Raw genomic sequence first — 24,813 nt, forward strand, 5'->3', positions numbered from 1 at the left:
GTGAAGCGGAAGCCTGAGCAGAAACGGTGCGCCTGTGGGGCGCCCGCGCAGGAGGGCGTGGTGGGCGGGGCCGAGGAGCGGTTCCGGGGACTGCTGGAGGCGGCACCGGACGCCATGGTCATCGTCGACGACACGGGCGTCATCAAGCTCGTCAACGCCCAGACCGAGGCCCTGTTCGGGCACGGCCGCGAGGAACTGCTCGGCCGCCCGGTCGAACTGCTGATCCCGCACCGTTTCCACGACCAGCACACCGTGCACCGGCGCGGGTACACGGCCAACCGCCAGGTGCGTCCGATGGGCGCCGGACTCGAACTGCACGGTCTGCGCAAGGACGGCACCGAGTTCCCGGTCGAGATCAGCCTCAGCCCCCTGGAGACCTCGGACGGGCTGCTGGTGTCGGCGGCGGTGCGCGACGTCAGCGACCGCAAGGCGGCCGAGGCGCGCATCAACGAGCTCGCCGCGCTCGTGGAGTCGTCCCAGGACGCGATCCTCGCCAAGACCCTCGACGGGTACATCACGTACTGGAACGCGGCGGCGCAGCGCCTGTACGGCTACACCGCCGAGGAGGCCATCGGGCGGCACGTCTCGATGCTGGCCCCGCCGGAGCTGCGGGGCGAGGTCCGCGAGCTGCTCAAGCGGCTGCGGCACGCCGAGAAGGTCGAGCACTACGAGACGCTGCGGCTGACCAGCACCGGGGCGCTGCTGGACGTGGACGTCACGCTGTGGCCGACCCGGGACACGCACGGCACCGTGGTCGGGGCGTGCGCGATCGTGCGGGACATCAGCGACCGCAAGCGCGCGGAGGCCGAACTCACCGCCCTGTACGAGCAGCAGCGGCACATCGCGCTGACACTCCAGCGCAGTCTGATGGGCACCCCGCCCGACCTGCCCGGTCTGGCCACCGCCAGCCGCTACCGGCCCGCCACGCAGGGCGCCGGGGTGGGCGGCGACTGGTTCGACCTGATTCCGCTGGGCGCCGACCGGGTAGGCGTGCTGATAGGCGACGTGATGGGCCGCGGGCTCGAAGCGGCCGCCGTGATGGGCCAGTTGAGGTCGGCCGCGCACGCACTGGCGAAGACCGGGATGCAGCCACGGCAGTTGATGCGGGCTCTGGACACCTGTGTCGCCGACCTCGACGTGCCCGACCAGCTCGTCACCTGCTGCTATCTGGTGATCGCCCCGGACACGGGCACCGTGACGGTCTGTTCGGCAGGGCATCTGCCGGTGCTGGTCGCCGGGGTGGGCAGCGGCGTGAGCGCCCTGCCCTGCCCGGTCAACACCCCGCTCGGCGTGGGCGACTTCGTGTACGAGGAGTCCAGTTCGGAGATACCGCCGGGTGCCACGCTGGTGCTCTACACGGACGGTCTGATCGAGACGCCGGGCAGCGACATCGAAGTGCGGATCGGTGAACTGACCGTGCTGTTGGAGGAGTTGTTCGTCGGCACGCCGTGTCTGGAGGCCGCGGCCGACCATGTCCTGGCGAGTCTGCTGCCGGACGCCGACGGCCACAACGACGATGTCACCCTGCTGCTCGCGCAGTTGCCGGCCGCGCCGCTGGCCGCCGTCACCACCCACCTCCCGGCCGCCCCGGCGTCCGTGCCGCAGGGGCGGGCCTTTCTGCACCGGGCGCTGGCCTCGTGGAACTGCGCGGACAGCGCCGACGACGCGCTCCTGCTGCTGTCGGAGACGCTGACGAACGCCGTTCAGCACGCCGAGGGCCCGGTCGCCCTGCATCTGCACCGCACGGCGACCGATCTCACGGTCGAGGTGAGCGACCGCAGCCCGCAGCTCCCCCACCCGCGTCTGGCGGTCGAGGGCGAGGAGTCGGGCCGCGGCCTGGTCCTGGTTCGTGCCCTCGCCGCCAGTTGGGGGGTGCGGCCGACGGACGAGGGCAAGACGACGTGGTTCACGCTGAGGCTGTGAGCCCCCGGGGCGAGCCGCCGCCGGCCAGGGCGAAGGCGTCGAGGTGGGCCTGGACGTAGGGCACGGCCACGGCGCGGAGTTCGAGTTCGCCGTCGACGAACGCGGGCTGCACGTTCACCTCGAAGACGACCCCGCCGTTCTCCACCGCCAGGTCGACGCCGGCGAAGGGCAGCCCGACCGACGCGGTGGCCGCGACGGCGAGTTCGGCGAGGCGGGGCGGCAGGTCCGGCGGGGCGATGTGGACGGCGGTGGCGCCCTGGCAGGTGTTGCAGGGGGTGTCGGTGGCGGGCTGGAGGTGCTCGCGGGCGTGCACGACGCGGTCGCCGAGGACGAAGACACGGAACTGGTGGCGCCAGCCGTCGGCGGTGATGTTCCCGGCGTCGCGGGAGAGCAGCCAGTCGGTGCCGCGTTCGGCGTAGTAGGCGGCGGCGTCCGCGAGTTGGGCGGGGGTGGTGACGTGGAAGGTGTCGTTGCCGCCGGTGCCGACGACGGGCCGGGCCCAGGTGTCGCGGCCGAGCCGGTCGAAGGTGCCGGCCGCCTCCCGGAAGGTGGGCCGGGACAGTACCGCGGTCTCCATCTGGGCGACGCCGTCGCGCAGGAAGCGTTCGACGGTGAGGTTCTTCTCGGTCGCGGTCCGCCAGGCGTCGGGGCCTGCGGCGAGCGTCACCACGTCGTGGCTCTCCAGGAGCCCCTGGAAGCCGGCGAGGGCCCGCCGGTGGTGCGGCGGGATCTCGTAGAGCAGGACGACGTCGGGTACGAAGTCCAGCCGCTCTTCGGGGACTTGGAGCCGTAACCGGCCTCCGTCGCGGACGCCCCGGCCGGTTCCGCCGGTCGCGAAGTGCCGGGAGTCGACCCGGACGGGCGGTGCGCCGGTGAGCAGTTCCACCGCATCGGCGAGGTACTCACGGCAGCCTTCGGGCGAGGTGGGGTCGGCGATCAGGGCGATGCACGGTCGGGACACAGCGGCCTCCAGTGGCTCTCGACTGGCTCTCGACGCGCGCTCGTACCGCGGGCGGCCCTCGCGCGGCCCGAGCGGTGTCACGGATGGTGCCTGTCGCGCGGGTGGTCGTCGCCCGGGGAGCCGCGCCGGCGTACGGGGCCGGTGTGCGGGGCTCGTGCACGGGCTCGGTGCACGGGGCTCGGCGTGCGGGGCCGTCCCGGGTCCGGACGGGTGCCGGGTGGGGACGAGGACGACGGGTGACCACAGGGGTGGGACGAGAGGGCGGGACGGTGCCCAGCCTCGCCGGATCCGCGCGCAGGGCTGGCCGACCACTGTAGGCACCGGGCGGGACGCCGTACCAGGGCGCACGACGGCCCGTCTCCTGCCCCTCCTTCTGCGCCGTCCGCCCCGGTCCGTGCGCCCTGCCCGGTCACCGGTGAGCTGCCGCCTCAGCCGTCCCAGACCCACTCCGTGACCTCGGGGAGGTCGGTGCCCTGCACCCGGATCCAGTCGTGGTGGCGCAGTCGCGCGTCCGCCATCCGCCGGCGTACGGCGGCGGCGGGCGCGGCACGCTACGCGTGTGAGCCCGTCCTGCCGGTGTCGAGGCCGCTGACGTGGTCCACGTTCTGCCGGTCCTCGGCTTCCCGGCTCGCCTCGGCGGCGAACCAGGCGTCCAGGATCTCCTTGAGCAGCGGCTCGGAGGTCAGGCGCAGGCCGAGGGCCAGGACGTTGGCGTCGTTCCAGCGGCGGGCGCCGTCGGCGGTGTAGGCGTCGGTGCACAGGGCGGCCCGGACGCCGGGCACCTTGTTCGCGGCGATCGACGCGCCGGTGCCGGTCCAGCAGCACACCACGGCCTGCTCCGACGTTCCGTCGGCCACATCCCGGGCCGCCGCCTCCGAACACACCGCCCACTGAGGATCGTTGCCGGGCCGCAGCGCGCCGTGCGGCACGACGTCATGCCCGCGACCACGCAACTCCGCGACGAGGGCACGCGCCACTGGTTCGTCCATGTCCGAGGAAACGGAGATCCGCATACGGGCGAGCCTACTGAGAGAGGGCGCTTCCTGTCCCCCCAGCGGTCACCGGAAGGCAGTCGCCGGGAGTGGGGGCACCAGGTGACGTCGGGTGGCCGTGGCCGAGCTGACCGACCAGGGGTGCGGGGCGCGTGCCGACGTGCGCATGAGCATCCTCACCGGACCGACGGCCCCTGCGCTGCCCCTGCCGACCGGCCTCACCGGCCTCGCCGAAGGCCGTCGCCCGGTCGGACCGGCAGGGCTGCCGGACGGACGTTCACCCGGCGGACGCCTATGTCCCAGGCGTGAGCCCGACCGGGTTGGCGTCCGGGACGACCCCGGAGTGCAGGACGGTCCGGGCGAGCGGTTCGAGCAGGTGGGCGAGGCGGGCGGTGGCGTCGGCGCCCAGGGCCGTCCACGGCCTCGCCGCCACGGCGTCCGTCTCCGCCTCCACCTCCTCGTGCGCGAGCGTGCCCGCCGTGGTGAGGTGTCCGTCCTCGCCGAGCCAGCCGCGCTCGCGCAACTCCTCCTCCGCGGAACTCCATTGCTCCACGTCCCACTTGCGGCTCTGTCGCAGGAACTCCTTGTCCGACTCCCCCACCACCGCCACCGCGCACTTCAGCACCGTGACTCCTCCCCCGGCTGAAGCCGGGGGCTTCTCGCTATGCCGGGTTGGCGTTGCGACGGACCAGCCCGGCCCGTAGAACGTTGGTGGCTGCGACTGTGTCGGCGTGCGCGGTGTGGCCGCAGACGATGCAGTGGAATTTTTCCTGGGTGGGCCGGTTCTCCTTCGCGGTGTGCCCGCATTCGGGGCAGGTGCGGGAGGTGTTGCGGGGGTCCACGGCGATCACTTCCCGTCCGGCGCTTTCAGCCTTGGCGTGCAGGATCGTCAGGAACACCCCCCATCCTGCGTCAGCGATGCAGCGGTTGAGCCCGGCCTTCGCGGCCGCCCCGTTGGGCAGGAAGGCGCCCGGCCGCCCGGGGTCGGGCTTCGGCGCCGGGGCCTTGCTCATGTTGCGGATCCTGAGGTCTTCGTGCGCGATGACATCGTGTGCACGGACCAGGCCGAGCGCGGTCTTGTGCGCGTGGTCGAGCCGCCGGCGCCGCACTTTGCCGTGCAGCTGGGCTACCTTCTCCACCGCGCGCTGATGGTTGGCGGTCCGGTCCTTCGCCTTGCGGCGCGGGAACCGGGACAGGGCCTGCTGCGCCGCCTCCAGTTTCGCGGCCGCACGGCGGCCGTGGCGCGGGCTGGGCACGAACCCGCCGTTGGAATCGGCCAGAAAGTTCGCGATGCCCAGATCGATCCCGACCACGGAGCCTGCCGCCGGCAGAGGCTCGGGCTGGTCCTGTTCCGCGGTGAGCACGACGAACCACTTTCGGCCCTCACGCTTCACCGACACCGTCTTGACCCGGCCGGCCACCGGCCGGTGCCGGTTGACCCTGACGTGGCCGACGCCCTGAAGGCGGACGCGGGTGACGGGATCGTGCGGGGTGGAGTCCCACCGGCAGCCGTCCCCGTCCCTGGGGAACTCCACCGTGTCGAACCAGGTCACCCCACGGAAACGCGGATAGCCGGGCGCCTCGCCGGACTTGACCCGGCGGAAGAACGCGGCGAACGCCTTGTCCAGGCGGCGCAGGGTGGCCTGCTGCGAGCTGAACGACCAGCGGCCCTGACGCTCCGGGTCGAACACCCGGATCTCCTTGAGCTGCCCGGACTGCATCCCGTACCGGACAGTGGTCTTCGAAGGGTGGCGGTATGCGTCACGGCGTTCCTGCAGGGCCCCGTTGTAGAGGGAGCAGTGATCGCGCAGCATCTCGTCGAGCGCCTGGGCCTGGCGGACGGTGGGCCGCAGGAGGAACTTGTACGCGCGGATCATCTCGGCCCACCCCCTCCGGTTGAGTCCGCTGATCCTACTACACTTGGCGTATGTCACCGCGCTGGGAACCAGATCCCGATATCCGAAGGGGAAATCATGTCACTTTCAACCTTCACGCCCACTTGGTGTTCGTCACGAAGTACCGGCGTGAGATCTTCAACGGTGAGATGCTGACGCGCTGCGAGGCGATCATGCGGGACGTGTGCGAGAGCTTCGAGGCCGAGCTGCGGGAGTTCAACGGCGAAGGCGATCACGTCCACGTCCTCGTGCACTACCCGCCGAAAATCGCCCTGTCCAAACTCGTCAACAGTCTCAAGGGCGTCAGCTCCCGATATCTGCGCGCCGAGTACACCGGCCGGATCAACCGGATCGGGACCGGATCCGTGTTCTGGTCCCCCTCCTACTTCGCGGCATCCTGCGGCGGCGCACCACTGAGCATCGTCAAGGACTACATCGAGAACCAGAAGCGCCCAGCCTGACCGTCACCCCGAAGACCAGAGATCTCCGGCGCTTCGCGCCTCCGGGCCAAGGATCGCATTCCCGCCCGGCCTGAAGGCCGGGATTCCCTGCGAAGAACAAGGGATGGACGCCACGGCCGGCGCTGACCTAAGGTGCGCGGGAAAGCGCTTTCTAGCATGGTCATGCCAGTCCCTAGTCCGGGAGCGTCGATGCCGCCCACCGCACCACAGGACTCCCCGCAACCACAGGACCCCTCGCGGTCATGGTCCCGGAAGGCGTTTCTCCGGGGCATGACGGCCGTCGGACTGGCCCCGCTGCTGCCGGCCGTGCTCCCGGCGGACGCCCACGCCGCGCCGGCGCCGGGCGGGGGTGCCCGGCCGGGCTTCGATCTGGTGCGGGACGGCGTCGCGGTCGACGTGTTCGTGGACGCGGCCGACGACCCCGCCGTGGTCCGCGCGGCCGGGGACCTCCAGGCCGACGTGGAGCGGGTCGGCGGGGTGCGGCCCGCGCTGCGGCGCACCCTGCCGGAACGGTCCACGGCGCTGGTCCTGGTGGGAACGCTCGGCGCGAGTCCGGTCATCGACCGGCTCGTCGCGCAGGGGCGGTTGGACGTCAGGCGGGTCGAGGGGCGCTGGGAGGCCTCCGTGACCCAGGTCGTGGAGCGCCCGGCGCCCGGGGTGGACCGCGCGCTGGTGATCGCGGGCAGCGACCGGCGCGGCACGGTCTACGGGATCTACGACACCTCGGAACGCATCGGCGTCTCGCCCTGGTACTGGTGGGCCGACGTACCGGTGGAACGCCGCGAGACGGTCACCGTGGCCCCGGGCCCCTTCAAGCGGCTTGAGCCGTCCGTCCGTTACCGGGGTGTCTTCCTCAACGACGAGCAGAACCTCACCACTTGGTCGCATCGCACCCAGGAGCCGGACAAGAACATCGGCCCGGAGACATACAAGCGCGTCTTCGAGCTGCTGCTGCGCCTCAAAGCCAACTACCTGTGGCCGGCCATGCATCCGTACTCCGACTTCTTCAACAAGTACCGGGAGAACCCCGAACTCGCCGACCGCTACGGCATCGTCGTCGGCTCCAGCCACCCGGAGGCCCTGCTGCGCAACGGCGTCCACGAGTGGGAGCCGTGGGCCGAGGAGCACCGGGGCGCGGACGGGAGTCTGCCGGTGTACGACTACACGGTGAACCCGGGCGTCATCTCCGACTACTGGAGAGCCCGGGCCCGGGAGAACGCGGCCTACGAGAGCAGTTGGACGATCGGTATGCGCGGGCTGCACGACACCGCGCTGGAGACGAAGTACGCGACCACGATCCCGGAGAAGGTCGTGGTGATGAACGACATCGTCGCCGACCAGCGCCGGATCCTGGCCGAGGAGGTCGGTTCGGCGGCCGAGCCGCAGATCTTCATCCCGTACAAGGAGGTCCTGGATCTGTACAACGCGGGCGTGCGGGTCCCCGACGACGTCACTCTGATCTGGCCGGACGACAACCACGGCAACATGCGCCAGCTGCCGAACGCGGCGGAGCGCGCCCGACCGGGCGGCAACGGGATCTACTACCACCTCTCCTACTGGGGCCGCCCGCGCAGCTACCTGTGGCTGGACACCACCCAACTCGCCAAGGTCTGGCAGGAGTTGCGCCGGGTGTACGAGCATGAGGCCGACCGGATGTGGATCTTCAACGTCGGTGACCTCAAGTCGATCGAGACCGGCCTGTCCTTCTCCATGGACATGGCCTGGGACGTGGACCGGTGGCACGCCGACGACGTCGAGGACTTCCTCGCGGAGTGGTACGGGCGGCAGTTCGGGCTCCGGCACGCCCGGGAGATCGCCGCGATCCGCACCGAGTACTACCGTCTCGCGGCGGAACGGCGTCCGGAGTTCATCGACCGGAACATCTTCTCCGTGGTCCATCACGGGGACGAGGCGGGACGCCGTATGGCAGCGTACGACCGGCTGCTGCGGCAAACCGTGGCGCTGGGCGCCGAGCTTCCCGCGGCCTGCCAGGACGCCTTCTACGAACTCCTCCACTACCCCGTGCACGGCGCGTACTTGATGAACCTGAAGTACTACTGGGCGGACCGCAACGCCCTCGCGGTACGTCAGGGCCGCGGTGCCGGGAGCAACCGCTTCGCGGACCTCGCCGAAGCCGCGCACGCCCAGGAGACGGCGCTCACCCAGCGGTACAACACCGTGGTGGCGGGCGGGAAATGGGACGGCTACATCAATCCGTACCCCTCGCAGATCCCGAAGGCCCCGGGTCGGCCGGCGGTCACCAGGGTCGCCCGGCAGGAGACCGCGGGGCTGGGGATCGCCGCCGAGGGGAACGAGATCGGCGCGCAACGGCCGTTGTCCTTCTCCTCCGCCACCCGGGACCGGCGTTTCGTCGACGTCTTCAACACCGGCTTCCTCGCGGTCACTTGGGTCGCACAGGCCGATCGGTCCTGGGTCCGGCTGAGTTCGTCGGGCGGCTCGTTCACCGAGCAGACCCGGGTGTGGGTCGAGGTCGACTGGGCCCGGGCACCCGAGGGCGCGCACGACGTCACGGTCGCCTTCACGAGTACGAGTGGCGGGCAGCGTTTCGACGTGCCCTTGGAGGTGGTCAACGACGGGGAGCGGGCACGCCGACGGGCGCGCGGGTTCGTCGAGGCGAACGGCTGGGTCTCGATCGACGCCGTGCACACCGAGCGCCGGTTGTCGCGCGGCGGCGCCCGCTGGCGGACGGTGCGCGGGCTCGGGCGCCGCCACGCGGCCGTGGAGGCGGTGCCGTCGACGGCGGCCCCGATCACCGCCGAATTCGCCGCCAGCTCCCCGGAGTTGAGGTACCGGGTGCGCTTCAGCAGCACCGGTTCCTTCCCCGTCACCGTCTTCCGGCTGCCCTCGCTCGACGAGCGCGGCGCGCGGCGGCTGGCCCTCGCCCTCGACGACCAGCCGCCCACCGTCCTGTCGGGGCAGTCCGTGGCCACCGGCAACCGCGGTGACGCCTGGGCGCGCAACGTGGAGGAGGGCGTCGAGAAGCTGACCGGCACCGTGACCGTCACCGAGCCGGGCGAGCACGTCCTGCGGGTCTTCATGGTCGACCCGGCGATCGCCGTGGACCAGATCGTCGTCGACACCGGCGGGCTGCCGGCCGCCGCCTATCTCGCGCCGCCCGAGAGCTACCACCCGGTGTTCAACCCCGAGCCGGACACGGACATAGGCACGGGCCTGGACGCGCCGAACCGGTAACCGGGTGGGGCGGACGGGCGGCCCCAAGTGCCACCGCCCGTACTGCTGGGGCCAGTTGGGGCGGTCGGGTCGGTCAGGGTGTCGGAATGCCTGCCGGGCGGGCCGGAGGGGCCGGGCGGTCGAAACGGGCCGGGACGCCCGGCGAGTACAGCACGCTGACCGGCTCCCCCACCGGCGCCGGCAGACCCGCCGCCGTGACCAAGTCCTCCTCGCACTCCACGAGTTCGGCCCGGTGCAGGGGCCAGCGCGGGTGGGCGTTGGGCAGGTACATCGGCCGGCCGAAGAAGGTGCTGTGCATACCCCAGCGCGCGGTGAGGAAGTGCTCCAACGCGGTGGGTTCCCCGATCTGCCGGCCCACCCGCACGGTGAGCCGGCTGCGGGCGCCGCGCGGGCCTGGCCAGCGGCGGCGACTGGTGTACGTGACGGTGTCGCCGTCGGTGTCGATCGCCATGCGGGACCACACGTAGGGCAGCCGGAAGCCGATCCGGGCCACGGCCACCGGCAGCAGACGGGAGGCGTCGAGCGAACGGAAGACCACGCCGCGCCGCCCGTGCGCGTCCACCGAGTAGAGGCGGACGTTCGTCTCGGGGAAGGATCCCAGGTAGGGGACGCCCGGCAGCCGGAACCAGCCGACGCGATGCATCCGGAACGCGACCAGACCGACGTAGGTGACGCCGTCCAGGGTGTCCGGGACCGTCCCGGCCGGCAGCAGACCGGCGACGTCGGCCGGGTCCGCCGCCCAGTGGAGAAAGGCGAGGTCGAGCCAGGACTGGGTGAGCAGCGGACGCGCTATCGCGTCCGGCGCGTCAGGTGTTATCGGATGCGGGGTGACGGGGGCCTGCGGCTGTGGTGTCGGCGGCACCGCGCCAGTATCACACCGGCTCCCTGCCGGTGGGCGGGTCGGCCGAGCCGACCCGCCCACCTTCTGCTGAAACCTTCCTGCTAAGGCATCGCCCGTGGTCAGGAGAGCTTGATCAGGGTGTAGTCGTCGCAGTAACCGGCCGCGGAGCCGGCGTTCTTGTAGCAGTAGACGGCGGCCGAGGTGGCGGTGGCGCCCGTGGTGAAGAAGATGGGCTGCTGCGCGTAGGACGTCGTCGAGGCCCGCAGGAACGTTTCCGTCCCGCCGAAGCTCTTCACGCCGACCGCCACCTCCTCACCGGCGGTGGCCGCCTTGGCCCAGCCGGTCAGCAGGTAGGTGCCGCCGGAGGCGAGAGAGCCGGCCGTCTGGATGGCGCCGCTGGAGCCGGCCCCGGTCTGCAGGGAGTTCGTGCCGCTGCGGGCGTTGGAGGCGACCACGCTGGACGCCGTACCCGCGCTCTGGGCCCAGGGGGTCAGGGCGCCCGTCTCGAAGCCCGGGTTGGTGACCGCGTTGGTGGCGGACGACAGGGGCTCCACCGCGAGGTCGTCGCAGTTGCCGGCGCCGGTGCCACCGGCGTTCTTCCAGCAGTAGACCAGGGCGGAGGTGTTGCCGCTGCCCGTGGTGAACAGCACCGCGGCCTGGGAGTACGACGACGTCGCCACGTTGGTGAACGTCTCGGCGCCGCCGTAGCTCTTGACGCCGATGGCGAGGGTCTCCCCCGCGTTCGCCACCTTGGCCCAGCCGGTGAGGAGGTAGGTGGTGTTCGGGGTGAGGCCGGTCAGGTTCTGGTTGGCGCCGCTGCCGCTGGCCTGGGTGGTCAGCGCGGAGCCGCCGGTGCGGGCGCCCGTGGACGTGACGGAGGGGGCGGCGCCGCTGTTGGTCCAGGGGCTCATCGCGCCGGTCTCGAACCCGGCGTTGGAGACGAGGTTGCCGCCGGTTCCGTTGTAGGCGCCGATGTTGGGCGCGGCCGTCGCGGAGACGGTGTTGCCGAAGGCGTCCTTGCCGCCGTTGCCGCTGATGACCGCTCCGGCCCGGATCACGGGAGAGGACGGGTGGACCTGGTAGGCGTCGGCGCCCGTGTACGGACCGGAGGTGGTGGTGTTGCCCGGGTTGCGGAACTCGGGGTCGGTGACGACCTTCGCCGAGTCGGCCGGTTCGGAGGCCGGGTGGGTGCCGTAGAAGAGGTTGTTGGAGTAGACGGAGCCGGCGCTGGTGGTGAAGTAGCCGCCGGTGCCGTAGTTGAAGACCGCGTTGTTGCGGAAGGAGAGCGTGCCGGAGATGCTGCCGCCCGCGCGCGAGTACAGGATCTTGGTGTTCAGGCCGCTCTGGTTGACGTAGATGCTGTTGTTGTAGATCTGCGGGACGGCGACCGAGCTGCCGCTCTTGTTGGGGACGCCGCCGACGAAGTGGAAGACGCCCGTGCCGTGGGTCGGGTTGCCCGCAGCGGGGCAGCCCGCGTTGGTGCCGTCGTTCTCGCTGATGTTGTAGCGGATCACCGTGCCGTCGCTGGGGACGGTCGAGGTCGGCTCGCCCGCGATCGAGAACGGCGGCATGACCAGCATGAAGCCGCCGAGGTTCTGGTGGCTGTAGTTGTACTGGAACGTGGTGTTGTGGTTGCCCCAGTCGACGTCGAAGCCGGTGCCGTCGGCGAAGTTGACGTGGCAGTAGACCTCGTTGTTCTGGACGAGGGTGTCGTTGCTGCCGGACATCCAGATGCCGGCGGAGGCGCCGTTGCAGTACTGGCCGGAGGGCGGGCAGGTGGCCTTCGCGCCGCCGAAGCCGGCCTTGTTGCCTTCGATGAGGGCGCCGTCGTTCTTGACGACGAGGATGTCGTCCGCGCCGTCGAAGGTCATCGTGTTGTCGCGGATGACCGTGCCCGTGGTCTGGCCGGTGCCCTGGCCGTCGCCGTCCGGGGTGACGGCCACGGCGATGCGGTCCACGTGGTCGAAGGTGTTGTTCTCGATCACCACGTCGTCCCAGGTGGAGACGGGGGTGGTGTGGTTGGTCTGGACGCCGACGCCCGCGTTGGTGGCGTACCAGCCGCCCGACCAGCCGCTGATGTGGTGGATGTTCATGTCGTGCACCCGGATGTGGTGCAGGACGCCGCCCGAGCCGTTCTCGGCGAGGACGCCGGACCGGTAGGCGGGCGAGGCCGCCGCGTTGGTCAGCTCCAGGCCGCCGATCTCCCAGTACTGCTGGTTGAGCAGGTGGATGACGGGACCGGTGGCGCCGTTCGCGTTGATGATCGGCTTGGCGCCGGTGCCGTACGCGCCCATGGTGATCGGGCTGCCCGAGGCGCCCGAGCCGCCGGGGCTGAGCTGGCCGGTGCAGGTGGTGCCGGCGGCGAAGAGGACGCTGTCGCCGGCGGCGAAGGTGGTGCTGTTGACGCTGCCGACCGAGTTCCAGGGGCTGGCCTGGGTACCGCTGCCGTTGGTGGCGGCCGAGCAGTCGACGAAGAAGGTGGTGCCCGCGGCCAGGGCGGTGTGGGCCGGGAGGAGGAGGGCGCCCGCCAGGGTGGCGAGCAGGGTGAGTACGCGGGACGCCCGGACTCCCGGACGGTCCGTTCTGCGACGCTTCATTGCGACGCTCCTTGGTGGGTGGTGGTGTCCTCCGCGCCGCGGGACGCGGCGTGGGTCTTCCTTCACCGGGCGGACCGGCCGAAGCGGATGTGCCCGGAGTCTGTGGCGGGGCCGTCGCGGCGCCCGTTCGTACGCGAGTGGTTCAACGAGGCGGGAGCCGAGCCCCGGCGGGCCCTGTGGAATCGGCCCGGACTCAGCGCGGCGGCAGCGATGCCGGGAGGGGTGTTTCGAGGACGGAGGCGTGTCGCATGCCCGGCGGCAGCGTCAGGGAGACGAGCTCCCAGTCCACGCCGTCCTTGCTGCGGACCGCTCCGTACCGTCCCTCGAGGAAGTGATCGAAGATCATCACCATCTCGTCTCCGCGGCGGAAGATAGACGGTCCTTCCACCACCGAGGGAGTGACCGGCCCCGTGGCGGAGGTCCATGGACCGCCGGGGGTGTCGAAGGTGGTCAGGTGGATGTCCTTGTGCGCGGTGACGAGGTCGTTGGTGCCGCGTTCGTCCTTGTAGGCCATGAGGAATCCGCCGCCGTCCAGCTCCCGCACGGTGGCGTCGATGACCGAGTGGCCGGGGTCGAAGAAGAGTCCGGGGGCGGAGAACGTCCTGAAGTCCTCGGTGGTGCAGTGCCAGATGCGGTGGTTCTGGCCGATGTGTTCGAAGTCGCGGCCCTCGGCCGTGCCCCCGGACTCGACGACCGACGACCAGATCAGGTGGTACAGCCCGGTCCCGCGGTCCAGGAAGAACTCCGGCGCCCAGGCGTTCAGTGCGCCCTCCACCTCGGCCATGACCGGGAGGAGTTCCTGGGTCGACCAGGTGACGAGGTCGGCCGAGGTGGCGTGGACGATGTGGGGGCTCGTCCAGCCGTCGGTGGCCAGCAGGTGGAACAGGCCGTCGGGGCCCACCCCGATGAACGGATCGCGCAGTCTGCCGGTGCCGACCGTGCCGCGCAGCACGGGACGGCCGCCGTTCACCGTCGCGAATTCCTCGCCGTCGTGGCTGTAGGCCAGGTGGAGCGCCTCGTCGGCGTTGGTGAAGTAGGAGACCACGTACATCGGTGGGGGGTCCTTCCGGGACAGCGGGGCAGCGAGACATCAGGGCAGGGGTCGCCGAGGGAACGGGCCGCGGGACAACGGCCGTGGCCGAACGGGGGCCGGTCGTCACATGGACGTTTCCGGGTTCAGGACTTGACCGCTCCGGCGGACATGCCGGCGACCACCTGGCGCTGGAAGAAGACGAAGATGATCAGCAGCGGCACGACGCCGAGCAACGCGGCCGGGAACAGGCTGGTCGGCTGCACGGTGTGCGGGTCGATGAACGAGTAGGCGTTCACCATGACGGTCCGCTTGTCCGGGTTCTGCAGGAACACCAGGGGTACCAGCAGGTCGTTCCAGATCTGCAGGGAGACGAAGGTCAGCAGCGTGCTGGTCACCGGGCGCAGCAGCGGCAGGATGATCGTGAAGAAGGTACGGAAGGCGCCGCAGCCGTCGAGTGCCGCCGCCTCCTCCAGGTCCGCCGGGATGGAGCGGATGAAGCTGGTGTAGAAGAACACGGCGACCGGGAGGTTCAGGGCGATGTAGATGAGGACGACGCCCGTGTAGGTGTCCAGCAGGTTCAGGTCGCGCATCAGCAGGTACAGCGGCGCCACGACGACGAAGACGGGGACGGACGTGCCGAGGATGAACAGCCGGTACACGGCGGTGGACCAGTGCTGGGTGATCCGGGCGAGGGGGTAGGCCGCGAGCGAGCCGATCACGGTGACGGCCAGGCACGAAAGGCCGGTGATGAGCAGGGTGTTGAGGGTGCTGGGCCCGTAGTGGATCTGACTGAAGGCGTCGGAGAAGTTCTTCAGGGTCAGCGAGTGCGGGATGCCCAGGGGGGAACGGGCCACGTCGGCCGCGGTGCGCAGCGAGGTGACGACCGTGAAGAGGAAGGGCAGGACGAACAGCAGCGTGCCCAGGCAGAGCAGAGCGGTGCCGAGGCCGCCGGCGAGGCGGCGCAGCGGGTTGCCGGGCGCCCTGGACGTCGTACCCCCGGCGGGGAGTCGGGTGGCGGGCCGGGTCCCGGACACCGACGGGGCGTCCGGCGCGGTGATGTCTGAAGTCATGGTGGCGATCCGTCAGATTCCGTGAGATGCCGTCAGATACGTCGCTCGCGCAGCCGGAGCAGGGAGGAGGTGGCGCTGGACAGGACGACGACGGTCACCAGGAGCACGACCGACAGCGCGACGCCGTAGGCGAACTTCCCGCCGCCGAAGACGTTCCGGTACACCAGCAGGGTCAGCGTGTCCGTCGCTCCGGCGGGGCCGCCGTTGGTCAGGACGAGGGGGAACTCGAAGACCTTCAGCGAGCCGATCAGGCTGAGCGTCACGTTGACGGTGAGCGCCGGGGCCAGCAGCGGCCATTCGATGCTGACGAAGCGCCGCCAGCCGCTCGCGCCGTCCAGTGCGGCCGCCTCCAGCAGCTCGGTCGGCATGCTCATGTAGCTGGCGAGGAAGATCGCGCAGGAGTAGCCGGTGAACATCCAGATGTTGACGGCGGCCACCGAGTACAGCGCGGTCGAGGTGTCGCCGAGCCAGACGTGGCCCAGACCGTGCAGGCCGACCAGGTCGAGCAGCGCGTTGATGCCGCCGGTCGGGGCGAACAGGTACGACCAGATGAAGGCGGCCATGACCGGGGAGATCAGCGTCGGTGTCAGCAGGACGACGCTGAGCGTCCTGCGCACCTTCGGCCGGCGGAACAGCATGCTCGCGAAGAGCAGTCCGAGGCCGTTCTGCACGATCACGACGACGGCCGCGTAGAGCACGGTGTGCCACAGGGCGTCGGTGACGGCCGGGTCGTCGGCCATGGCACGGTACTGCTGGGTGCCGACGAAGTTGGCGATCGGGCCGCCGAGGCTGTCGGTCATGCTCAGGTAGACGCCTCGGGCCAGCGGGTACAGCATGAACACGCCGTACACGACGATCGCCGGAAGCAGGAAGGCGGCCATGGTGGCGCGCCGTCGGTGGAACACGGGGATCCTCCTCTTGCCCGTGAAGAGCCGTGGCGGGGGCGGTCGTTGAGCCGCTGACCCCACACCCCCACCACGACTGACCAGGGGTGGCCGGGTTACTTCGCGGACGCCGCGGTCTGGATGTCCTTGAGGGTCTGCGCGGCGGACGCCTTGCCCAGCAGGAAGGCCTGGATCTTGGAGCCGGTCGCGGTCTCGGCGGCGGCGCCGTACCAGGAGTCGGACGGGAGGATCCGGTAGCGGCCGTCCTTGAAGGCCGTGGTGAACGCCGTCGTCTCGGCGCTCTCCGGCGTCAGGCCGCTGATGAAGGGCGACTCCGCGTGCTCGGCCTCGAGGTACTTGGAGAGGTTCTGGTTCTGCGACCAGAACTTGACGTACTCGCGCGCCGCGTCACCCTGCTGGGACTGGGAGTTGACGGACCACATGGTGCCGGCGAAGAGCATCCCGTTGGGCTTGGTGCCGGCGGCGCCGCCCGGCCAGGGGGCGAAGGAGACCGGGAAGCCGGCCTTCTTGACGTTGGAGACCTGCCAGGCGCCCTGGTACCAGAAGGCGCTCTTGCCCGCGCTGAAGTCCTGCGGGCCCTGTGCCCACTCGTCGACGCCCAGCTCGTTCTTCCAGTTGACGTACCCCTGGTCCTCCAGCGTCTTGAGCTGCTGGAGGGGTTCCTTCCAGTCCGGGTCGAAGGACGCCTTGCCGGCCAGGAAGTCGGCGTCCCACTGCTTGTTCTTCTGGTAGACGACGGTCGATCCGGCGGCCTGGAGGACCGAGCTGCCGGTCCAGCCGGACTTGTCGGGCAGCGCGATGGGGTCGATGCCGGCCTTCTTGACCTTGGCGAGGTCGGCGAGGAACGTCGGCCAGTCAGCGGGGACTTCGGCGATGCCCGCCTTCTTCAGCAGGTCCATGTTGGCGTACAGACCGATGCCGATCAGCTCCATCGGCATCGCGAGGGTCTTGCCGTCGGCCTGCGCGAACTGCTTGGCGTCCGGGGTTATCCGGCTCGCCCACGACTCCCCGGACAGGTCGGCGAGGTAACCGGAGGCGCCCCACTTCTTCATCCGGTCCGTGTCGACCATGATCACGTCGCCGGCCTTGCCGCCGAGCAGCTCGGGCTGGAGCTTCTGCGTGTAGGTGTCGTTCGCGGTGATGTACTCGAAGTCGACCTTGATCTTCGGGTTGGCCTTCTCGAAGGCCTTGTTGATCTCGGCGACGTTGGCGGGCTCCGCGCCGCCGCCCTTCCACGCCTGCACGTGGAGGGTCACGGTGCCGTCGGCGGAGGCGCCGGACGACCCGCCTCCGCACGCGGCCAGCGATATCGCCATGGCGGCGACCGTGGTGGCGACCGCGAGACATCTCCCAGAACGCTTCATTGCACACCTCACCCGTCGGTACGGACCGACAGTCATGTCTGAAGGGGTTTTAAACCGATGTGAACCGATATGGATCGTTGCGACTCGATCAGGCTGTGCCGTGTGGGTGCAGCGCCGATTCGGGCGAAAGGGGCCGGTCGCCCCGAGTTGCGGCGAACGTTACGCGCCGTTGGCCGGGACTGTAACGCAAAACTTAGCGGACATCTATACGTAACTTTCCGTGGCCGCCCAGGACACCCGAAGCCACCTGAAGCCACCCCCTCCTTCCAGGCGCCCCATGGGCTAACCCCCATCGCCGCCCTGCCCGCAGGGTCGAAACCCGCCCATACGGAGGCCACCATTGACGCCTGCCGCAACTTATCGTTAAAGTTCCCGCAGTGTTCCCGGAGTGTTCGGTGAAGGTGACGCAGAGCAGGCTCTAGTGTCGCCCCGTGCCGGACGGCCGAGCTGCAGAAGGAGTTGGGGTGGCAGGGCGGGTGACCATCGCGCAGGTGGCCGAGGAGGCCGGCGTCTCCGCGATGACCGTGTCCAACGTCGTGAACGGCAAGCCGGGGGCCTCCGAGGAGACGCGGCGCAGGGTCATGGAGGTGGCCGGGCGGCTCGGGTACCGGCCGAACGTCTCGGCCCGCAACCTCAAGGCCGGCCGCAGCGGGCTCATCGGGCTCATCGCACTGGACCTGACCAGTCAGTACGGGCTGGAGATCCTCCGCGGCGTCGCCGACGAGCTGGCCGGCGCCGAACAAGAACTGCTGGTCAACGCCTCGTACCACGACGCGGTGCGGGAGAAGGACCGGCTCGAGTTCCTGGGCCGCGGCCTCGTCGACGGTGTACTCATGATCGCGCCCGTCCTGGAGGACGAGACGGTCGTGCTGCTGCGTCGCCAGAATCTCCCCTGCGTGATCATCGACCCCCGGCGCCTGGACGTGCCACTGCCCCGGCTGAGCGTCGACAACTACCAGGGGATGCGCCAGGGCACGCAGCACCTGATCGACCTGGGGCACACCCGGATCGCCTACCTGCGCGGCGAGGAGGACCTCGAGAGCACGTCGATCCGCTTCCAGGGCTTCGAGGACGCGATGCGGCTCGCCGGGCTGAAGGTCGACGAGCTGCTGGTCGCCTCGTGCGACTTCTCCTACGCCAGCGGCTTCCGGGCCGCCTCTCGCCTCATCACCGATCACCGTCCGACGGCGATCGTCGCGGGCGCGGATCTGATGGCGCTCGGCGCCATAGACGCCGCGCGGGCGTGCGGCCTCACCGTGCCCGCCGACTTCTCGGTCGTCGGCTTCGACGACCTCCCGCAGGCGGCGCAGAGCTTTCCCGGACTGACCACCGTGCGTCAGCCGCTGCACGACATGGGCCAGAAGGCGGCGCGCGCGCTGCTGTCCCTCATCGACGGGCAGCGGCTGCTCATGGATCACATGGAGGTGGGCACCCAACTCGTGGTGCGCAACTCGACCGCGCCACCGCCCGGCGACAGCGCGGCCTGACCCACCACCGGGGCACCGCCCTCCACCGACGTCTCGGCGGCCTTCGGGCCAAGAAAAAGCAAAGGCAAGGAGTTACGCACTCCTTGCCACTCTCAACATATAGCGCACCAGGGGGCTTGCGGCAAGGCCCCGGTCCTGTCGCAGAATGGCCGACCGAGGCCAGAACCTGCGGAAATGAAAGATTCGCGAAATGCGCCCGCCTTTGTGGATATTGGGGCTGTGCGGGGCGGCTGGCCATTCCCACTCTCGGTTCGAGTTGAATGGGTGTTTCGATGATTGACGTGATCGTGGTCGGCGGTGGACCGACCGGTCTGATGCTGGCCGGCGAGTTGCGGCTGCACGGTGTGCACGTGGTCGTGCTGGAGAGGTTGACCGAGCCGACCGAGCAGTCCCGCGGCCGCGGCCTGCACGCGCGCAGCGTCGAGCTGATGGACCAGCGCGGCCTGCTGGACCGGTTCCTCGCGGTCAGTGACAAGTTCCAGGCCGGCGGTCTCTTCGGCGGCATCATCAAGCCGTGGCCGGACCGGTTGGACACGGCGCACCCGTACGGCCTCGCCGCCTCGCAGCCGGCCACCGAGCGGCTGCTCAACGAGCGCGCCCTCGAACTCGGTGCCGAGATCCGGCGCGGCTGCGAAGTGGTCGGGGTGAGTCAGGGCGACGACAGGGTGACCGTCGAACTGGCGGACGGCACGCGTCTGCGCTCGCGCTACGTCGTCGGGTGCGACGGCGGCCGCAGTACGGTGCGCAAGGCGCTCGGTGTCGGGTTCCCCGGTGAGCCCTCCAAGGTCGAGACGCTGCTGGGCGACATGGAGGCGACCGAGGATCCGGCGACGATCGCCGCCGCCGTCGAGGAGGTCCGCAAGACCCAGCTGCGGTTCGGCGCCATCCCGGACGTGGACGGGCACAAGGGGGTGTACCGCATCGGCGTACCCGCGGAGGGCGTGGCCGAGGACCGTGCGAGCGCACCGACCCTCGACGAGTTCAAGCAGCAGCTACGGGCCTTCGCTGGCACCGACTTCGGCGTGCACTCGCCGCGCTGGCTGTCCCGGTTCGGCGACGCCACCCGGCAGGCCGAGCGCTACCGGGTCGGCCGGGTGCTGCTGGCCGGCGACGCGGCGCACATCCATCCGCCGACCGGCGGGCAGGGGCTCAACCTCGGTGTGCAGGACGCGTTCAACCTTGGCTGGAAGCTGGCCGCCACCGTCAAGGGCTGGGCGCCGGAAGGGCTGTTGGACAGTTACCACGCCGAACGGCACCCGGTGGGCGCGGCCGTCCTGGACAACACCCGTGCGCAGATGACCCTGTTGGGGACCGATCCGGGGGCGACCGCGCTGCGGGAACTGTTCTCGAGGCTGATGGACTTCGAGGAGGTGAACCGGTACGTGACCGGGATCATCACGGCGGTCGGGGTCCGTTACGACTTCGGCGAGGGCCACGAACTGCTGGGCCGCCGGCTGCGGGACGTGAAGCTGAAACAGGGTCGCCTCTACGAGTTGACGCACGACGGCCGCGGCCTGTTGCTCGACCAGACCGGCCGGCTCTCGGTGGCGGGTTGGGCGGACCGGGTCGACCACGTCGTCGGCGTCAGCGAGGAACTGGACGTGCCCGCCGTGCTGTTGCGGCCGGACGGCCACGTGGCCTGGGCCGGTGAGGACCAGCAGGAGCTGCTCAGCCGGCTGCCCCAGTGGTTCGGCCCTGCCGCCGGCTGAGCACGCGGTTGCGGCCCGAAATGGGGGTGGGAGCGGGAGCCTTGGACGCCCGTTCCAACGGCCGAGGTCAGGCCTTCTCGGGCATCGTCGTCCAGCGCCACTGGGTGAACTGTTCCAGGTTGGCGGTGCCGCCGATGCGGGAGCCGTTGCCCGACGCTCCCATTCCGCCGAAGGGCGCGTTCGCGGCGTCCTTGGCGGTCACGTCGTTGATGTGCACCATGCCCGTACGCAACTCTCCGGCGAGGGCGGTGGCTCTCGGCAGCGAACGGGAGTGGACGGCCGCCGTCAGGCCGTACTCGGTGTCGTTGGCGATCTCGACGGCCTCGGTGTCGGTGCGGAAGGCGATGACGGGGGCGACCGGCCCGAAGATCTCCTCGCTGAAGGCGGGCATGGTGCGCGCGACATGGTCCAGGACGGTGGGCGGGTAGAACAGTCCGTCACGGCGGCCGCCGGCCAGCACCCGCGCGCCGGCGGCCACGCTCTCGTCCACGATCCGCTCGATCCTGGCGGCCTGGCGCTCGCTGATCACCGGGCCGAGGTCCACACCGCGCTCGCGGGGGTCGCCGAGCCGCAGCGCCTTGGCGTGCCCGATCAGCGCCTCGGTGTACGACTCCACGAGGCCGACGTGCACCAGATGGCGTCCGGCGGCGACGCATGCCTGCCCCTGATAGCCGAAGGTGCTCATCGCGCCGGCTGCCGCGGCGGCGTCGACGTCAGCGTCGTCCAGTACGACGATGGAGTTCTTGCCGCCCAGTTCCAGGGAGACCCGCTTGAGCCCGTCGCCGGCGGCGCGGGCGACTGCCCGCCCGGCCCGGGCGGAGCCGGTGAACGAGACCATGGCGACATGCCGATCGGCCACGACGGCCTCACCGGTGCCGGTGCCTCCGGGCAGGACATGGAGCAGCCCCTCGGGCAGTCCCGCGTCCTCGAAAAGCCGCGCCACGACGACGCCACCGGACACCGGTGTGCGCGGATCGGGTTTGAGCAGGACGGCGTTGCCCAGCACGAGGGCGGGCGCGAGCACACGCATGGCGAACAGCAGGGGCGCGTTCCAGGGGTTGATGACACCGACCACCCCCAGCGGCACCCGCCACGCGTAGCTGGCCTGGCCGGGTACCGACGGGCTGAGGATCTCACCGAGGGGCAGCGACGCCATCCCGGCGGCCTGCGCGAGCTGGCTGAGTCCGGCCGCGATCTCGTAGTCGCCCTTCGCCGGGACGCCGCCGGACTCCCTGACGATCCACTCGCGGATCGCACCGCTGTTCTCGCGCAGCTCCCGGGCGGCGCGGAGCAGGACCTCGGCGCGCTCCGCAGGTGTCACCGCGGCCCAGTCCCGCTGGGCGCGGGCGGCCGAAGCACCGGCCCGGGCCACATCCCCGGGCGACGCCACGCCCACCTCCGCCAGCCGCGCTCCCGTGGCGGGCTCGTACACCGGCTGGGTTCCACCCTCGGGCTGCCGCCAGCCGCCGCTGTAGATCTTCCCGGTCCACCGGGCCGCGTCCGGCCACGTCTCCGCGCTGGTGGCAGGCATGGCACGCCCTCCCTCGTCGACGCACTGACTGCCATCGACGCACTGATGGCTTTTTGACATTTACATTATGGTTAATTATTCCTATATGTTCAGCCATTCCGCCCATCGGTTCGGTTGCTGCCGGCCGCACCCGGGCGCGCGGTGGAAAGACCGAGGCGAGGGCGGATGAGCGCGATGACGGGTTCCGGTGCCGCCGGCGACGACCGGGTGGCGCGGCGATCGGACGACCCCGTCGACGAGGCGGCCACCGCCCGTGCCACGGTCGATACGCACGGCATCGTCACCGCGTGGAGCAAGGGAGCGCGGCGGCTGCTCGGATACCGGTCCGAGGAGGTCGTCGGCCGGCCTGCCGCGCGGCTGCTCGCCGGGGAATCGCCCGCGACGCCGGAGCCACGGTCCCTGCGAACGCTGCGGAGGTGGAGCGGGGCGGTGCGGCTCCTGCACCGGGACGGCCACCACCTCACGGTGAACCTGCTGGCACACCGCCGGAAGCCGGATCGCCAACCGGAGACGGAACCGGAGCCCGGAGCGGGACCGGGACCGGGTGGCGAGGACGCGGGGGCCGGCGAGTGGATCCTCGTCTCGCCCCTGGGCCGCCCGGCGTCGTCGGCCCAGGACGACGCGCTGGTGACGTGGGCGTTCGCCGGGTCCCCGTCCGCGACGGCGCTCTACGACACCGGCCTGCGGCTGCGCCGGGCGAACGCGGACATGGAGCGCGTGATCGGCCTGCCCGAGGCGGCGATGCAGGGGCTGCGCGTGTCGGAGATCGTGGTGGACCCGGAGGGCGACCGGACGGAACAGTGCATGCGCCAGGCGCTGGAGACCGGCGAGCAGCAGCATCTGCAGCAGACCCTGCGCATGGTCGGCCACGACCGCGAGAGCATCTGGACCACGTCGCTCACCCCCGTACGGGACGCCGAGGGAAGGGTACGGGGCGTACTCCTCTCCGCCCGCGACACGACCGAGGAGCACGTGGCCCGGGGGCGTCTGGCCCTGCTGAACGACGCGAGCGTCCGCATCGGCAGCACCCTGGACCTCGCCCGTACCGCGCAGGAACTCGCCGACGTGGCCATCCCCCGCTTCGCGGACTTCGTCACCGTCGACCTCCTCCCCGCCATCGAAGGCGGTGACGATCCGCCCGCCGGTCCGCCGGCCAGCCCCGTCATGCTGCGCCGGGTCGCCAACCAGTCCGTCCTGGAGGGCTGCCCCGAGGCCGTCGTCGAGTACGGGGCACTGGCCGTCTACCCGGACGCGTCGCCCGCGGCCGAGTGCCTGGCCGCCGACCGCCCGCTGATCCGCAAGGTGACCGAGCCCGCCATCGACAAGTGGGCGAGCCAGGTCCCGGACCGGGCCGACCGGGTGCGGCGGTACGGCTTCCACTCGGTGCTCGCCGTGCCGATGCGCGCCCGCGGCATCACCCTCGGCGTGGCCACCTTCTCCCGCCACCGGCGCCCGGAACCCTTCGAGCAGGACGACCTGCTCCTCGGCGAGGAGATCACCGCGAGGGCCGCCGTCTGCATCGACAACGCCCGCCGCTACACCCGCGAGCGCCGCACCTCCCTCACCCTGCAGAGCAGTCTGCTGCCGCAGCGGCTGCCTCCGCAGGCCGCCGTCGACGTCGCCTCCCGCTACCTGCCCGCCAGCACGCAGGCCGGCGTCGGCGGCGACTGGTACGACGTGATCCCGCTGTCCGGCGCGCGGGTCGCGCTCGTCGTCGGCGACGTCGTCGGCCACGGCATCCAGGCCTCGGCCACCATGGGACGGCTGCGCACCGCCGTACGGACCCTGGCCGACGTGGATCTCCCGCCCGACGAACTCCTGACCCACCTGGACGACCTCGTCATCCACCTGTCCGCCGAGGCCGAACGCGCGGCCGACACCGCCGGCGGCATCGGCGCCACCTGCCTGTACGCGGTCTACGACCCGGTCTCGCGGCGCTGCACACTGGCCCGGGCCGGCCACCCCCTGCCCGCGCTCAAGACCCCGGACGGGACCGTGGAGTTCCTCGACGTCCCCGCGGGCCCGCCGCTGGGGCTGGGCGGCCTGCCGTTCGAGGCCACCGAGGTCGAGTTGCCCGAGGGAAGCGTCCTCGCGCTGTACACGGACGGTCTCGTCGAGGCCCGTGGCCGCGACATCGACGAGGGCCTCGACGCCCTGCGCGCGACCCTGGCCCGGGAGACCTCGTCACTGGAGGACACCTGTGACACCGTGCTGCGGACGCTTCTCCCGGAGCGCCCCGCCGACGACGTGGCGCTGCTCATGGCCCGCACCCGAGCCCTGGACGCCGCCCATGTCGTCACCTGGGACGTGCCGCCCGACCCGGCCTCGGTCGCCGAGACACGCAAGAACGCCTGCCGCCAGCTCGACCTCTGGGGCATGGAGGAGGCCGCCTTCGTCACCGAACTGATCGTCAGCGAGCTGGTCACCAACGCCATCCGCTACGGCGGACCCCCCATCCAGCTCCGGTTGATCCGCGACCGCAACCTGATCTGCGAGGTCTCCGACGCCAGCAGCTCCGCCCCTCACCTGCGCCGGGCCCGCACGTTCGACGAAGGCGGCCGCGGACTCCTCCTGGTCGCCCAGCTCACCCAGAGCTGGGGCACCCGCCACACCTACACCGGCAAGACGATCTGGGCCGAACAGGAACTCCCCGGCTCCCCATGACGGTGCCTCCCCATGACGGCCACGGCCGACGCCGTGCCGCAGCCAAGCCCCACCTTGCCCACCGCGCCGACCTTGGCGTCGGGCTCGGGGTCGGGGTCGGGGTCGGGGTCGGGGTCGGGGTCGGGGTCGGGGTCGGCACCTACAGCGTCCGGCCCGACGAGAAACGA

The 24,813-nt window shown here is 70.9% G+C and carries 17 protein-coding genes; 6 read left to right on the top strand and 11 right to left on the bottom strand.

Annotated features, from left to right (window positions below; all coding sequences use genetic code 11):
* Complete coding sequence (locus OG352_RS01925; protein WP_443072130.1) at positions 1-1,923, top strand: PAS domain S-box protein; 1,923 nt, start codon at positions 1-3, stop codon at positions 1,921-1,923.
* Here OG352_RS01925 and OG352_RS01930 read toward each other — a convergent pair.
* From OG352_RS01930 to OG352_RS01945, 4 genes are all read right to left on the bottom strand, one after another.
* Positions 1,907-2,884: an ATP-grasp domain-containing protein gene (locus OG352_RS01930; RefSeq protein ID WP_329213620.1), complete on the bottom strand. Its 978-nt coding sequence runs from the start codon at positions 2,882-2,884 to the stop codon at positions 1,907-1,909. The genes OG352_RS01925 and OG352_RS01930 overlap by 17 nt on opposite strands.
* A 551-nt stretch (positions 2,885-3,435) precedes the next feature.
* The gene (locus OG352_RS01935) at positions 3,436-3,897 is read right to left on the bottom strand and encodes an RpiB/LacA/LacB family sugar-phosphate isomerase (protein ID WP_329213622.1); all 462 of its coding nucleotides are present in this window, start codon (positions 3,895-3,897) and stop codon (positions 3,436-3,438) included.
* 271 nt (positions 3,898-4,168) lie between these two features.
* Positions 4,169-4,501 (bottom strand): helix-turn-helix domain-containing protein, encoded by a 333-nt coding sequence (locus tag OG352_RS01940; RefSeq protein ID WP_329213624.1) that lies wholly within the window; start codon positions 4,499-4,501, stop codon positions 4,169-4,171.
* A gap of 37 nt (positions 4,502-4,538) precedes the next feature.
* Positions 4,539-5,753 carry an RNA-guided endonuclease InsQ/TnpB family protein gene (locus OG352_RS01945; protein ID WP_329223667.1) on the bottom strand — a complete coding sequence of 405 codons (1,215 nt, stop codon included), beginning with the start codon at positions 5,751-5,753 and terminating at the stop codon, positions 4,539-4,541.
* A 50-nt stretch (positions 5,754-5,803) separates the two neighbouring features.
* Here OG352_RS01945 and tnpA point away from each other — a divergent pair, with 50 nt between their 5' ends.
* Both tnpA and OG352_RS01955 read left to right on the top strand, forming a co-directional pair.
* Entirely contained in the window at positions 5,804-6,232 is a 429-nt protein-coding gene (gene tnpA / locus OG352_RS01950) for an IS200/IS605 family transposase (RefSeq protein WP_329213626.1), read from the top strand.
* Between the two features lie 270 nt (positions 6,233-6,502).
* On the top strand, positions 6,503-9,445 hold the full coding sequence (locus OG352_RS01955) for a glycosyl hydrolase 115 family protein (RefSeq protein ID WP_329213628.1): 2,943 nt from the start codon (positions 6,503-6,505) through the stop codon (positions 9,443-9,445).
* A gap of 73 nt (positions 9,446-9,518) precedes the next feature.
* On the opposite strand, the gene OG352_RS01960 is transcribed toward OG352_RS01955, so the two are convergent.
* The 6 genes from OG352_RS01960 to OG352_RS01985 all read right to left on the bottom strand — a co-directional run bounded on the left by OG352_RS01960 (position 9,519) and on the right by OG352_RS01985 (position 17,255).
* Positions 9,519-10,307, bottom strand: coding sequence for a YqjF family protein (locus tag OG352_RS01960; RefSeq protein ID WP_329213630.1), 789 nt, complete (start codon positions 10,305-10,307; stop codon positions 9,519-9,521).
* Positions 10,308-10,405: 98 nt separating this feature from the next.
* Positions 10,406-12,883 (bottom strand): carbohydrate binding domain-containing protein, encoded by a 2,478-nt coding sequence (locus OG352_RS01965; RefSeq protein ID WP_329213632.1) that lies wholly within the window; start codon positions 12,881-12,883, stop codon positions 10,406-10,408.
* Between the two features lie 193 nt (positions 12,884-13,076).
* Positions 13,077-13,934 carry a glycoside hydrolase family 43 protein gene (locus OG352_RS01970; protein WP_329213634.1) on the bottom strand — a complete coding sequence of 286 codons (858 nt, stop codon included), beginning with the start codon at positions 13,932-13,934 and terminating at the stop codon, positions 13,077-13,079.
* Positions 13,935-14,059: 125 nt separating this feature from the next.
* On the bottom strand, positions 14,060-14,986 hold the full coding sequence (locus tag OG352_RS01975; RefSeq protein WP_329213636.1) for a carbohydrate ABC transporter permease: 927 nt from the start codon (positions 14,984-14,986) through the stop codon (positions 14,060-14,062).
* A 32-nt stretch (positions 14,987-15,018) separates the two neighbouring features.
* Complete coding sequence (locus OG352_RS01980) at positions 15,019-15,891, bottom strand: carbohydrate ABC transporter permease (RefSeq protein ID WP_329213638.1); 873 nt, start codon at positions 15,889-15,891, stop codon at positions 15,019-15,021.
* Between the two features lie 95 nt (positions 15,892-15,986).
* The gene (locus tag OG352_RS01985) at positions 15,987-17,255 is read right to left on the bottom strand and encodes an ABC transporter substrate-binding protein (RefSeq protein WP_329213640.1); all 1,269 of its coding nucleotides are present in this window, start codon (positions 17,253-17,255) and stop codon (positions 15,987-15,989) included.
* Positions 17,256-17,719: 464 nt separating this feature from the next.
* Between OG352_RS01985 and OG352_RS01990 the strand changes: the two genes are divergently transcribed.
* Positions 17,720-18,742, top strand: coding sequence for a LacI family DNA-binding transcriptional regulator (locus OG352_RS01990; RefSeq protein WP_329213642.1), 1,023 nt, complete (start codon positions 17,720-17,722; stop codon positions 18,740-18,742).
* Between the two features lie 272 nt (positions 18,743-19,014).
* On the top strand, positions 19,015-20,451 hold the full coding sequence (gene rox / locus OG352_RS01995) for a rifampin monooxygenase (RefSeq protein ID WP_329213644.1): 1,437 nt from the start codon (positions 19,015-19,017) through the stop codon (positions 20,449-20,451).
* A gap of 67 nt (positions 20,452-20,518) precedes the next feature.
* Here rox and OG352_RS02000 read toward each other — a convergent pair whose 3' ends face one another.
* Positions 20,519-21,982, bottom strand: coding sequence for an aldehyde dehydrogenase family protein (locus tag OG352_RS02000; RefSeq protein ID WP_329213646.1), 1,464 nt, complete (start codon positions 21,980-21,982; stop codon positions 20,519-20,521).
* A gap of 165 nt (positions 21,983-22,147) precedes the next feature.
* On the opposite strand from OG352_RS02000, the gene OG352_RS02005 reads away from it, so the two are divergent.
* The gene (locus OG352_RS02005; RefSeq protein ID WP_329213648.1) at positions 22,148-24,646 is read left to right on the top strand and encodes a SpoIIE family protein phosphatase; all 2,499 of its coding nucleotides are present in this window, start codon (positions 22,148-22,150) and stop codon (positions 24,644-24,646) included.
* Positions 24,647-24,813 lie beyond the last annotated feature (167 nt).

This window comes from Streptomyces sp. NBC_01485 (genome assembly GCF_036227125.1).
GTDB lineage: Bacteria > Actinomycetota > Actinomycetes > Streptomycetales > Streptomycetaceae > Streptomyces.

Coding starts and splice junctions, on each gene's coding strand:
- OG352_RS01935 (WP_329213622.1), bottom strand. CDS start 3,897: ATGCGGATCTCCGTTTCCTCGGACATGGACGAACCAGTGGCGCGTGCC.
- OG352_RS01945 (WP_329223667.1), bottom strand. CDS start 5,753: ATGATCCGCGCGTACAAGTTCCTCCTGCGGCCCACCGTCCGCCAGGCC.
- tnpA (WP_329213626.1), top strand. CDS start 5,804: ATGTCACCGCGCTGGGAACCAGATCCCGATATCCGAAGGGGAAATCAT.
- OG352_RS01955 (WP_329213628.1), top strand. CDS start 6,503: ATGACGGCCGTCGGACTGGCCCCGCTGCTGCCGGCCGTGCTCCCGGCG.
- OG352_RS01965 (WP_329213632.1), bottom strand. CDS start 12,883: ATGAAGCGTCGCAGAACGGACCGTCCGGGAGTCCGGGCGTCCCGCGTA.
- OG352_RS01970 (WP_329213634.1), bottom strand. CDS start 13,934: ATGTACGTGGTCTCCTACTTCACCAACGCCGACGAGGCGCTCCACCTG.
- OG352_RS01975 (WP_329213636.1), bottom strand. CDS start 14,986: ATGACTTCAGACATCACCGCGCCGGACGCCCCGTCGGTGTCCGGGACC.
- OG352_RS01985 (WP_329213640.1), bottom strand. CDS start 17,255: ATGAAGCGTTCTGGGAGATGTCTCGCGGTCGCCACCACGGTCGCCGCC.
- rox (WP_329213644.1), top strand. CDS start 19,015: ATGATTGACGTGATCGTGGTCGGCGGTGGACCGACCGGTCTGATGCTG.
- OG352_RS02000 (WP_329213646.1), bottom strand. CDS start 21,982: ATGCCTGCCACCAGCGCGGAGACGTGGCCGGACGCGGCCCGGTGGACC.
- OG352_RS02005 (WP_329213648.1), top strand. CDS start 22,148: ATGAGCGCGATGACGGGTTCCGGTGCCGCCGGCGACGACCGGGTGGCG.